This is a genomic window from Haloarcula sp. HT12 (genome assembly GCF_055271655.1).
The window spans coordinates 683,929-695,934 of record NZ_JBUXKW010000004.1 but is presented as its reverse complement, the minus strand read 5'-3'; the positions used below and the strand labels follow the sequence as shown (position 1 = coordinate 695,934).

Genomic DNA, 12,006 nt, shown 5'->3' with positions numbered 1-12,006 from the left:
TACTCGAAGACGGCGCCGCCGGGTTCGGTGATGTACCGCGAGTGGAAGTAGTCCCGATCCTTCGTCGAGGTGGTGATGTAGCCGTTCTCGCGGAGGGTGTCGCTGACTTCGTCCTGTTCCCAGTCGTTGGCCACGCGGTACGCGACGTGGAGATAGGTCCCGATGCCCATTTTCCCTTGAGGAGCGTTGGGCCGGATCAGGACGTCGACGGTGGTGGCACAGGGTGCGTCGCCGGGGGCTTCGTAGCGGATGCGGTCGCCGGCCTGTGGGTGAGTGGCTTCGCCGACGCGGTCCCAGCCCATCGTCTCCAAGACGTCCATCGTCCCGGCGGGGTCGTTGGAGTGCAGAGTCGTGTTAAACATGCCCCGGACGGCGTGTTCTTCGGGGACGTCGTTGCCGTCCGTGTAGGGTTCGATGTCGGACTCGCCGGTGACCAGTTCGAATGGCAGGCCATCAGGGTCGGTAAAGGAGATGGCCGTCTCATCGAACCGTTCTTCGACAGTGTAGTCGACGTCGTGTTCGCCGAAGCGGTCCGTCCAGTAGTCGACGGAGCCTTCCGGAATTGTGAGGCCGACGGCGCTCATCATGCCCTTGCCGACCATGCCCTCTTCCATGGGCATGTTGGTCATCGGGAAGTACGTTACAATGGTCCCGGGGGTGCCGTGTTCGTCACCGTAGTAGAGGTGATAGATCTTCTCGGGGACGTCGAAGCGAACGGTGCGTTTCACGAAGCGCATGCCGAGGACGTTCGTGAAGAAGTCGTAGTTCTCCTGTGGGTCGTCACAGAAGGCTGTCACGTGGTGAATGCCTGGTATCTCTGGCATGGTATGATACAGCACAACGTTGTGATTGATAGTTAATAATACTTTTTATCAGCTAGTAGCGGCCGCCAGTTCGTTTTCGGTGTCGTTTCGTCTGGTCGGGCGAACCCGGACCGACTGTCGCTGGGGACCACTCGGCTATGCCGGTGTCGTCTGTCGTAAGGTCGACTTAGATATCGAGCGAACCGGGTTCATACGCGGGCAGGGGGTCGGTACGATGAACCTCTTCGGGTGCGAAGTCACCGTCGGGCCAGTACTCCGGCGACTCTTCGAGGTTGAACCCGTTGTGTATCTGGACTGCCCCCTCCGGTTCGCCCCACTCGGCGTACTCGATATCTGCACCGTACAGGAGGTCGAATGTCCCAGTCCGCGTCGACTCGGCAATATCTGTGGGGGCAGCGGAGCCCGCAGCCTCGATGGATTGGGCGATGAGTTGCACGGCGGTATATCCGTTAACTTGCGCGTGGTCGAACAAGCCACCGTGTTCCTCGTTGAATGTCGTCGCAATCTCGGCGTATTCGTCGCTGTACATGTCTGTCGAATTGAACGAGGCGAAGGAGTCGCCAATGCTCTCACCGATGGCGTTGTAGTCCGCTTCCATCGGCGTAATCGCCCCGAGGAACAGGTCGACATCAAGTCCGATCTCGTTCATCTGGGGATACAGCGAGCTGACTCCTGCCGGATGACCGGAACCGAGGAACACTTCGATGTCGTCGGAGAACTGCCGCAACAGCGGGACGAAGTCCGTCTCCGGAATGGGCGCTGTGTCGGTCTCGAGGTTGATGCCGTCGGGGAAGTACTCCTCTATCGCGGCGCTATACTCGTCGCCCCAGACTCCGTCCTCGTAAATGACACCGATGTTGTTGTACCCCTCGTCTTCGATAATCTGTGCCTGTGCCCTGCCAACGGTCGGCGTCGCTGGGAGTGCTGTCCGGAACGTGTACTGGGACTCTTGTGGGACGACCTCGACGGCACCGGCCGCGTGCAGGTACATCGGCACTTCGTTTTGTTCGGCGACCCTGCTCGCTTGGATTGCCGCCTCGGATGCGCCCGGGCCGATACCAGCCACCGCGTTGTTCTGTTCGATAGCCTCTGTAAACGAGTTTGCAGCCGCTTGTCCGCTACTTTCGGTGTCCACGCTCTGAATCTCAATCTCGCGGCCCCGGACGCCGCCGTCCGCGTTGATTTGCTCTGCTGCGAACTCCGCGCCTGCCTGGTGACGCGGCCCGTAGACTGAAAACGGGCCGGAAAGCGGCTGCAGTGAGGAAATTACGATCGGCTCGCCGCTGTCGCTGCTGTCGCTGCTGTCGCCGCTGTCGCCGCTATCACCGCCGTTGCTGCTCCCGCCGTTGTCACCGCCATTGCCGGTGAGACAGCCTGCAGCTAACGTCGCTGCCATGCCCGCACCTGTCGTTTTCAAAAACTTACGCCTCTTCGAGCCTGAATGGCTATCTCTGGTCATACTGCTCCTTTCTACCGCGAGACGGCAAGTATTTATAATTTTGTATAATTCCGACATAATATTTGGGAAATATAGATTATCATTGGTGAGGGACAGCCTAATGGTTGGGAAGGTGCAGACGAAAGACGCGGTATCGCGTCCGATGTCGCCTCTTCCAATGCCCTGTTCTTTCCGAGAGCGCCCGGGGTGTCGCAGTCTTGGACGGAACCTGGACGCTGAGCCACTCTTCGGAGAAAACCGAAGCCTCGGAAATCGCACCACGGATGCTCCACTACTCCGATAGCACTGGCAGTTCGATGTGCGTCGGGTACTCGCTGTTGTGATACAGCGTATTCTCGGCGATCTCGACGGTCCTGTCCCCATAGAGTTCCTCTCCCGTGTTCCGATTCACGTCGTACCGGGGGAAGTTTGAGGAGGAGAGGTCTAGCCGGATCCGGTGGCCCTGCTTGAATACGTTCGCTGTCGGGTAGAGTTCGAATTCGTACTCGTAGACTTCTCCCGGCTCGACGAAGTCCGGCTCGGCCCGGTTCCCACGGTATCGAGCACGGCAGATCGAGTCCGTCAGATTGAGTGCGAACCCGTCTGTGAATTCGTCATTTGACGGATACTCGTCGATGAGCTTTGCAGTGAAGTCCGTGTCCGGAGCCGTCGTCGAGGCGTACAACGTCACGCGAATTGGGCCCGCGATTTCGAGGTCCTCGGTCAGTGGTTCGGTCCGGAAGACGACCACGTCATCACGGCGTTCGAGCGGGCCATACGGTGGGTCCGCACCGAACGTCTCCGGCCGCGTCCGCTGGTCGTACCCGCCGCTGCCCGTGATGTTTATCAGGTGGCGCTCTTCGAGTGGGTACTCGAGCAGTGACTCCTCGCGTTGCTCGAAGGTGACATACGACGAGCAGTTCCCGCCGATAGTTGGGACCGGGTCGCTGGGGTCGAACTGGTACGTTGTCTCCGACGATGTCGCTACCGGCACCGTCCGGTCGAGCGAACCACCCGGCTGTGCGTAGAACCGCACCGGCTCGCTCTCGGGGGGCGGCCAGTCAGCTGCCGTTCGCCACTCGCCGCCGTGGTAGAGCCGTCCCTCGGCTTCGCGTGACCCGTCGCCGGTCCCCATCTGGAAGTACTGGACCGGTGGTTCGTCCCATGTCTCCTGCCCCTTGAGGTAGTGGTCGAAGAACCGCAATCGGGTTTCCTGATAGTTCCGGAGACAGTGCGTGCCGAACTCGACTTCCCCGGAGTAGGTCTTGTTCCACGATGAGAGCGGATACTCGTTCCACCCGTGGGTCCACGGGCCCGCGATGAGGAACTGGTCGGACGATTTCCGCTCGGACAGCGCTTCGAAGTTCTTGCAGGTCCCGAGAGTGTAGGAATCGTACCACGCCCCGGAGTACACAGTCGGCACGTCCGCCATTCCGTCGTAGTACGCCTCGGGATTGGTGCCGGGTGCGTTCCACAGGTCGTCTTCGCCGTCTCCAGTCGTGAGCATCTCGAACAGCCACTCTTCGTACTCCGGGAGGTGCTTCAGCGGGGACTGTCCGCGCTGGACTGGCGCCTCAGCGAGGACGTCACGAACGTCGATGTCAGCGAAGTGCTGCTGCAGGTCAAGGTCTCCCAGCACTTGCTTGGCGAAGCCACCGCCGAGCGTGAGCGCCCAGCAGAGCCAGCGCAACTCGAAGGCGCCGTTGTGCCGGAGCGTCGCCTCCCGCCCGTTGGCCGGCCCCTGGTTGACGAACATCGCCTCGAGGTGTGGCGGGTCCTGCGTCGCGAGTCCACTCTGGACCCACGCTCCGTACGAGGACCCTATCGTCCCGACGTTGCCGTTACAGTACGGCCGGTCCGCGAGCCACTCGACCGTGTCGTAGCCGTCCTCGGGCTCGTTGACGAACATTTCGAACGTCCCGCCGCTGTTGAACCGTCCGCGACAGTCCTGAATGGCGACGACGTAGCCGCGCTTCGCGAACCATTCGCCGTGTCGTTCCATCTCCCCCCGCTTGTTGTACGGCGTCCGACTGAGCAGTGCCGGTAACGGTTCTCTGACGGCGTCGCCGTCTTCTGTCGGCCGGTAGATATCCGTCGCGAGTTCGACTCCGTCGCGGGTTTCGACCATCACGTCGAACTGCGACTGTACACCGTACGACGATTCGGAACGCATGGCTCTACGTGTGGCTTACCTGTACTTAAAAATACGCTAGCGCGAGGTCAGCCGAGCAGTTCTCGTGGGTTCTCGTAGACGACCTGGCGGATGTCGGCAACGTCGACGCCCATCCGGTACATCTCGAGGATCGTCCGCTTGAACGCGAAGATATCGCTTCGCAACACGCCGGCGCTGTCCGTCTCGACCAGAATCCTGTCGGGACCATACTCTGCGACGATTTCCGCGACGTCCGTCGGCGAAACCCCGAGGAGCCACGGATAACTGACGGTGAAGCTCAGGTAACAGTCCGTGTTCTCGAGGACGTACGGCGCGATTTTCTTGTCCATGTGCGAGAGCACCATCTGGTCGCCGGGGAGCCCGGCGTCGTCTTTCAGTTCGGCGTCGATCTCGACGGCCTCCCGCTTCGGATAGTCTGATGTCAACACGGGCTCTTGTTGGAGGCTCAGGTCCAGTTCGTACCCCGGAATGTTCCCGCGAATCCGCTCCGGGAACTCGACGTCTTCGAGGTCGGCAGGAGTGTGCAGGATCGCCGGGAGGTCGTGATCGGCTGCGATTTCGAGCTGCCGCCGGGTCACGTCCTTCTGTTCCTCGAGCGACCAGCCGGAGACGTGCTGGGCCTCCGTGAGTCCGATTTCACCGATGGCGGCGACCTCGTCGAGATCGGCGTACTCCGGGATGACTTCCAGCAACTGCTCGTAGTCTTTGACGCGGGCTCCAGTATGGATTCCGATGCCGACTTTCGCATCGAGCAGGTGGGACTGTCGAATCTGCGGGAGTCTGTTGAGCGCATCATCCCAGAGGTAGCGGACGTCTTCGGGCTCGACAGGCTTGTACGGCGTCCAGTAGTACCCTGCGCCCATCATCACCATCGACTCACAGCCACTGAGCGTGAACCTCTCCCGGTCGTTCCAGGAGAGCGTCTGCGCGTGGTTGTGGATGTCGATCCACGGGATGCTGTTCAGCTCTGTGGGGATCGACTCCTCGTCGTCGCCGTGTTCGAGGTCGGTCGGTCGCTGCGTCGGGTATTCGTGGGGCATGCTTACTCAGTGTGCCTACACGTGTTTGTAAGCTCCCCTATTCCGTCGACTCCGACCGTCATTGTGTCCCCGTCCTCTAGGAGAATCTGCGGGTCACGGAAGTACCCGACACCGTCGGGCGTTCCGGTGAATATTACGTCACCAGGTTCGAGCGTAAACGCCCGGCTGCAGAAGGCCACCAGTTCGGCGACTGGGAAGATGAGGTGTTCCGTGTTCGACTCCTGCAGCTGTTCGCCGTTGACCGCCGTCCAGATATCCAGTGACCCGATGTCATCGATTTCCTCGGGCGTGTGGATGTACGGGCCGAGGGGGGCGAACGTGTCGAGGCTCTTCCCGCGAACCCACTGGTCGTCCGATAGCTGCAGGTCCCGGGCGGACACGTCGTTGCCGATGGTGTAGCCCGCGACGTACTCGAGAGCGTCCTCCTCGTCGACGTTGCGTGCCTCGTCGCCGATGACCGCAACGAGTTCGCCCTCGTAGTCGACAGCCTCGGTGTAGTTCGGGTCCCACTCGACCGCCTCGTCGGGGCCGACGATAGTACTCGGGAACTTCGAGAAGACCAGCGGTCGCTCCGGTATCTCCTGGTCGCCTTCCTCGGCGTGGTCACTGTAATTCAGACCGATTGCCACGACCTTCCCCGGATCGGTAATCGGGGCGACTGTCTCGACGTCGTCTTCTGCGTGGAGTGCCGTCCCGGTCTCTTCAGCGTACTCGACTGCTAGCTGGACCTTTCGCTTCCAGTTCCAGCTTTCCAGTACTTCGTGAGTTGTAGCCGGGAGGTCGACACCGGCTTCGCTACCGGCCGCAGGCAGGTCGACGATTCCGTCGTCGATGACAACGCCTGGCCACGGTTCCTCTGCTGCCGTCTCTCTGAATTGTCCGAGTTTCATGTATTGTTACACATCGGTCGTGTGAACGCTTAGAACAGTCCAATACCGACAGCATACGTCCACGTCTCCCCTCCGACTGCCAGAAGCACGAGCGTCCCGCCGAGGAGACCGACGTTCTTGAGGAAGTGGTTCAGTTCGTTCTGGCGGTCATCTCCCTCGAGCGACCAGAAGTCGTGAAACATCGGTGTCGCCACGAGGAGGAAGACGGCGAGTGCGCCTGCCGAGATGACCGGATAGATACCGGCGATGATCCCGATTGACGCCAGCACCAGCAAGACACCCGACGAGATGACTGACAGCGACGGTGCCGGGATCCCTTTGTACTGTGCGTACCCGACGCGTCCCTCGTAGCCTACGAAGTGATTGTATCCATTGTACAGAAAGAGGGAGCCGAGCAGGATTCGACCCACGAGCATGAATTCTCCTTCGAGCGCCATTATCGGCTCCCTCCGAAGACTGTGCCATTTGCACGGACTGCGACAGTAGTACTTGTGAACATCATCGTTCGATACTCAGGGTCGGATGATAGGCGTTTTGCATATTGTCATATGATTTTAACGTATGAGAGGGAATGCCACTCTCACTCGAAGCGTCCTACTGAGAACGTCTGTTCTCCGTGGTGCTCACCCGCCGTAACCAACGGCAGCATAGCCAAGTCTGTCACACTGTCGTTTATTACATCATCGGTGTTAAGTACGCTCACGCGGTACCGTGTGGCAATGCGACTCGGACAATACAGCACGGACGAGACGGAACAGGTCTGGTGTGGGACACGCACGGCTGACGGCACAGTTCTCGATCTTCACGCTGCCGGCGACGCTATCGGTGTCGAGATTCCACGTCGGCTGTCGGCAGTGCTTGAGACGTGGAACTGGCAGGAGCGGGTTGCCCTCGTCACGGAGTATGCGAGCGAGACAGACGAACATCGATACACTACCGATGAAGTGACCCGGCATGCACCGGTCGACGACCCGGAGAAAGTGGTCTGTGTCGGCCTGAACTACGAGGATCACGCCGAGGAGGGCGACAATCCGATTCCCGACGAACCGGTTCTCTTCTCGAAGTTCCCGACGACCGTGCGCGGACCAGACGATGAAATCACCTGGGATCCGGACTATACAGAGCAGGTGGACTACGAGTCCGAACTCGTCGTCGTTATCGGCGACGAGGCACGACACGTCGACGAGGAAGACGCGAGAGACTACGTAGCCGGCGTGACGGTCGGGAACGACGTGTCCGCCCGGGATCTCCAGCACAGCGACGGGCAGTGGGTCCGTGGGAAGAGCCTAGACTCCTTCGCGCCGACGGGCCCCGAACTGGTCACCCTCGACGAGGTCGAGGATGTCCACGATCTGAATATCTGGACCGAAATCGACGGCGAGCGACTGCAGGATTCCACGACGGCAAACCTCAGTTTCGATATCGACACGCTGGTCTCGTTCTGCAGCCAGGCGTTTACGCTGAAGCCTGGCGACCTCCTCTTTACGGGGACACCGCCTGGTGTCGGCGTCTACCGCGACCCACCGGTACTCCTCGACGACGGGACGACGGTCACCGTCGGCGTCGAAGGCGTCGGTGAACTCACGAACACCTGCCGACACGAGTGATCGGCTGAAAAACGTGGATTGATCCTGTTTTCCTCGCTTGAAATGGGAACCGTTCCCCGAGTACGCTACACTCTACTTCAGTGCTGACTCCAGGTCAGCACCGACGTCGGCGAGTGCCTCCTGCGAGGGGTCGAACTCGAACGGTGCCGCCGCCATCTGGACGAACGCGTGAATCACGTCGTCGTAATGGTAGTGTGACACCTCGACCCCAGCCTCTTGGAGTCGCTCGCCATAGGCGATCCCCTCGTCACGGAGCGGGTCGAACCCACCTGTGACGAGTGTCGCGGGTGGGAGGTCGCTCAGGTCGGCAGCCAGGAGTGGCGACGCATAGACGTTCATCCGGTCGATGTCGTCTTCGAAGTATTGCTCGTCGAACCACGCCAGGTCCTCGGTTGTGATGAAGTAGCCGTGGCCGTTCTCATCGATGGATTCCCAGTCCTGATCGGCAGAGACAGGTGGGTACAGCAGGACCTGCTGTGCGATGGACGGTCCGTTCCTGTCCCGTGCCATTTGCGAGACGACGGCAGCGAGGTTCCCACCGGCGGAGTCGCCGGCGACGGCCAAGTTGTCAGTATCAAGGCCGTATTCGCTCCCGGATTCGGCTACCCATTCCGTTGCCGCGTACGCGTCTTCGACGGCTGCTGGGAATGGATGTTCGGGTGCGAGTCTGTACTCGACGGCGACGACACCGATCTCGACGGTGTTTGCGATCCGTCGACAGAACTCGTCGTGACTGTCGAGGCTTCCGGAGACGAAGCCGCCACCGTGGAAGAACATCGTGACCGGGAACGGCTGGTCTCCCTCCGGGAGGTAGATGCGAACGTCGAGGTCACCACCCGGTCCGTCGATTGTCTCGTCGATTACCTCTCCGACCGGTTCCGATTCCTCGACCGAGAAGACGTCGGCTGTAATCGCCCGTACTTCCTCGACGGGGAGTTCGTGGAACGCCGGTGCGTCTTCCGTCTCTTCCATGAACGCCTGTAACTGCGGATGTGGTTCTTGGGCTCGCATCACGTTAACAAATATCCTCCTCCGTTATATAAATCAAGGTGCAACTTGACGCTTCCAGAACTGGATTCTTCTGTGAGCTACTGACAGGACAGCAAAGAATACGACGCGACGTTAGAAACCCGACCGTCGCAAATCAGTTAGTGTCGAGCGGTGGGAGCATTTCGGCGATGCGTTCGACGTCGACTTCGAGCCAGTCGGGGGCTTTGAGTTCCTCGCCATAGTTTTCGGGGTCTTGGTCGATGTCGAAACCGGGGCCGTCGGTGGCATACTCGAAGACGGCGCCGCCGGGTTCGGTGATGTACCGCGAGTGGAAGTAGTCCCGATCCTTCGTCGAGGTGGTGATGTAGCCGTTCTCGCGGAGGGTGTCGCTGACTTCGTCCTGTTCCCAGTCGTTGGCCACGCGGTACGCGACGTGGAGGTACGTGCCGATGCCCATTTTCCCTTGAGGAGCGTTGGGTCGAATCAGGACGTCGACGGTCGTGGCACAGGGTGCGTCGCCGGGGGCTTCGTAGCGGATGCGGTCGCCGGCCTGTGGGTGAGTGGCTTCGCCGACGCGGTCCCAGCCCATCGTCTCCAAGACGTCCATCGTCCCGGCGGGGTCGTTGGAGTGCAGGGTCGTGTTGAACATGCCTCGGACGGCGTGTTCTTCGGGGACGTCATTACCGTCCGTGTAGGGTTCGATGTCGGACTCGCCGGTGACCAGTTCGAATGGCAGACCGTCGGGATCTGTGAACGCGATTGCGGTTTCGTCGAAGCGTTCTTCGACAGTGTAGTCGACGTCGTATTCGCCGAAGCGGTCCGTCCAGTAACTGACCGACCCTTCGGGGATAGTCAGACCGACGGCGCTCATCATGCCCTTGCCGACCATACCCTCTTCCATGGGCATGTTGGTCATGGGGAAGTACGTTACAATGGTCCCGGGGGTGCCGTGTTCGTCACCGTAGTAGAGGTGATAGATTTTCTCGGGGACGTCGAAGCGAACGGTGCGTTTCACGAAGCGCATACCGAGAACGTTCGTGAAGAAGTCGTAGTTCTCCTGTGGATCGTCACAGAAGGCTGTCACGTGGTGAATGCCTGGTATCTCTGGCATGGTATGATACAGCAACCCCTACAGAAGACACGTAAAAAATACTTTTTGTTGGCCTTTTGGTTAGTTCTCGGTATATTCACCGAGCGGGGCCGTTCAACATTGATTGGCCAGCTCGTGTGCCGTACTGACGGCAGTTCACTGCGTGTAGACGCCATCGGGGTCGAGTTCGTTCCGGATGAGGTCGATTTCTTCTTCACCCGGTGGCTCCGTCTCGACGATATCAGGCCCGAACTGCAGGTTCCAGCCGGTCGCTTCCTGGACAGCATCCTCGGTGACGCCGGGGTGGACCGAATCGAGGTACATCTCGCCGTCGTCGAACCGCATGACTGCCTTGTCGGTGATGACCGCGTCAGGACCGCCGCGCAGGCCCAACTCTTCCCGGGTCGTTTCTCCGTCGATGTACCCGGGGCTCGTGACGAAATCGACTTCCTCGGGGAAGCGACGCTGGGTGTGTGGTGTGATGATTATTGTGCGGTGGGTGTTGCTGGCTATTTCGCAGGCCCCGCCGCTTCCAGGGAGCCGGACTTTGGGGTCGTCGTAGTCACCGATGACTGTTGAATTGATGTTGCCGTAGCGGTCGATCTGTGCGCCGCCGAGAAAGCCGACGTCGATGCGACCGGCCTGGAGATAGTAGCCGAAGCCCTGAATCATCGGGACGATGCTCTGGGCGTCGGTGGCGAGCACCGGATCGCCGATGGACAGCGGGAGCTTTGAGGGGTTCGAATCGATGGTCCCCGACTCGTAGACCATCTCAAGATCTGGGGCGTGGGTCTGTTTCGCCAGATTGCAGGCGAGGTTCGGGATGCCGACCCCGACGAGCGTCGTGTCGTCGTTCTGGAGTTCCTGTGCTGCCCGCGTTATCATCAATTCAGTGTCCGTGTAGTCTGACATCGTCAGTACTCTCCCATGTCGATAGGTGTTCCGTAGCTCGTCTGTGGCTGCAGGTCGAGGAACCGCTCGACCTCGAGTTTCTCCAGGTATTCCGTCCGGTCATCGACGCCATAGACCCACTCTTCGAGCCATTCTTTGGTTGATTCGTGGGTCTCTGTCTGCCGGTCCCACGCGAGGTACGCTTCGTTGTCTCTGTCGTAGTAGCCCTGTGCGTAGGAGGGGTGTGAGCCATAGGGCTCCTCGACGACGTGGTCGACAACGGTCTGGGGGATGAGCGTCCGGTTGGGATCGCTCCGGATAACTTCAGTGTCGACGAGTTCCTCGACGCTTAAGATGACAGTGTCCGCGGCGAAGGCCGCCTCGACCATCTCACCGACGATACCCCATAGCTGGGCGCTCCCCTCGGTATCGGCCCGCTGGGCACGAACGACCGCGACATCTGGGTTCAGCGGTGGCACCACCGGAATTTCTCCCGGCGTGTCGCCAAAGGGGTTCTCGACGAACTGGATATTATCGTTGTGCTCCGGGTAGTCCGACCCGATGAACGTCCGAAGCGGGAGGAACGGGAGATTCTGCGCGCCCGCTGCGAGTCGCGAGACGAGGCCGAAGTGGGAGTACTCGTCGATATCAAGTTCGGTCGGAACACCGTCTTCGATCGCACGCCGAAAGGCGCGGAGACTACCGACGCCGGGGTTGCCTGCCCAAGAGAACGTGACGCTGCTGGCACAGCCCGCGGCGATCATCTGGTCGTAGATGAGGTCCGGCGTCGCCCGCGCCAGCGTGAGATCGCTGTATCCCTGTCTGATTATTTCGTGCCCGGCAGCGAATGGGATGAGGTGGGTGAAGCCACCGAGATAGACTGATTGTCCGTCCTCGATAGCCGCCGACACTGCCCCTGCCATGTCTGTCACCTTCGTCATGTTATCGACTCCATTAGTACCGTTGGCCAGCCGTCTGCGAACACCATAGTTGACGGTATCTTTTCTGGTACAATAAACCTCGGGGGCTGACCCGACCGTTCGGTGCTTACGCCGTTCCGACG

At 60.3% G+C, this 12,006-nt stretch carries 11 protein-coding genes; 1 reads left to right on the top strand and 10 read right to left on the bottom strand.

The genetic code is table 11. The features are described from left to right. The 6 genes from ACY9XZ_RS16370 to ACY9XZ_RS16345 all read right to left on the bottom strand — a co-directional run. A partial coding sequence (locus tag ACY9XZ_RS16370) for a VOC family protein (protein ID WP_463458089.1) occupies positions 1-824 on the bottom strand: 824 nt, incomplete at its 3' end. A gap of 166 nt (positions 825-990) precedes the next feature. Beyond that, the gene (locus tag ACY9XZ_RS16365; RefSeq protein ID WP_463458088.1) at positions 991-2,220 is read right to left on the bottom strand and encodes an ABC transporter substrate-binding protein; all 1,230 of its coding nucleotides are present in this window, start codon (positions 2,218-2,220) and stop codon (positions 991-993) included. A 334-nt stretch (positions 2,221-2,554) separates the two neighbouring features. Next, on the bottom strand, positions 2,555-4,435 hold the full coding sequence (locus ACY9XZ_RS16360) for a CocE/NonD family hydrolase (protein WP_463458087.1): 1,881 nt from the start codon (positions 4,433-4,435) through the stop codon (positions 2,555-2,557). A gap of 47 nt (positions 4,436-4,482) precedes the next feature. After that, complete coding sequence (locus ACY9XZ_RS16355) at positions 4,483-5,475, bottom strand: TatD family hydrolase (RefSeq protein ID WP_463458086.1); 993 nt, start codon at positions 5,473-5,475, stop codon at positions 4,483-4,485. A 2-nt stretch (positions 5,476-5,477) separates the two neighbouring features. Continuing rightward, a complete protein-coding gene (locus tag ACY9XZ_RS16350) occupies positions 5,478-6,365 on the bottom strand; it encodes a fumarylacetoacetate hydrolase family protein (protein WP_463458085.1) in 888 nt (295 codons plus the stop codon). A 29-nt stretch (positions 6,366-6,394) separates the two neighbouring features. Then, positions 6,395-6,802 carry a DoxX family protein gene (locus ACY9XZ_RS16345; protein WP_463458084.1) on the bottom strand — a complete coding sequence of 136 codons (408 nt, stop codon included), beginning with the start codon at positions 6,800-6,802 and terminating at the stop codon, positions 6,395-6,397. Between the two features lie 282 nt (positions 6,803-7,084). Between ACY9XZ_RS16345 and ACY9XZ_RS16340 the strand changes: the two genes are divergently transcribed. Continuing rightward, positions 7,085-7,972, top strand: a complete 888-nt coding sequence (locus ACY9XZ_RS16340) for a fumarylacetoacetate hydrolase family protein (RefSeq protein WP_463458083.1) — start codon at positions 7,085-7,087, stop codon at positions 7,970-7,972. 72 nt (positions 7,973-8,044) lie between these two features. On the opposite strand, the gene ACY9XZ_RS16335 is transcribed toward ACY9XZ_RS16340, so the two are convergent. From ACY9XZ_RS16335 to ACY9XZ_RS16320, 4 genes are all read right to left on the bottom strand, one after another. Beyond that, positions 8,045-8,983, bottom strand: a complete 939-nt coding sequence (locus ACY9XZ_RS16335) for an alpha/beta hydrolase (RefSeq protein ID WP_463458082.1) — start codon at positions 8,981-8,983, stop codon at positions 8,045-8,047. Positions 8,984-9,116: 133 nt separating this feature from the next. Next, positions 9,117-10,073 carry a VOC family protein gene (locus ACY9XZ_RS16330; RefSeq protein ID WP_463458081.1) on the bottom strand — a complete coding sequence of 319 codons (957 nt, stop codon included), beginning with the start codon at positions 10,071-10,073 and terminating at the stop codon, positions 9,117-9,119. A 135-nt stretch (positions 10,074-10,208) separates the two neighbouring features. Further along, on the bottom strand, positions 10,209-10,964 hold the full coding sequence (locus tag ACY9XZ_RS16325) for a CoA-transferase subunit beta (RefSeq protein WP_463458080.1): 756 nt from the start codon (positions 10,962-10,964) through the stop codon (positions 10,209-10,211). Positions 10,965-10,966: 2 nt separating this feature from the next. Further along, positions 10,967-11,884, bottom strand: coding sequence for a CoA transferase subunit A (locus tag ACY9XZ_RS16320; RefSeq protein WP_463458079.1), 918 nt, complete (start codon positions 11,882-11,884; stop codon positions 10,967-10,969). Positions 11,885-12,006 lie beyond the last annotated feature (122 nt).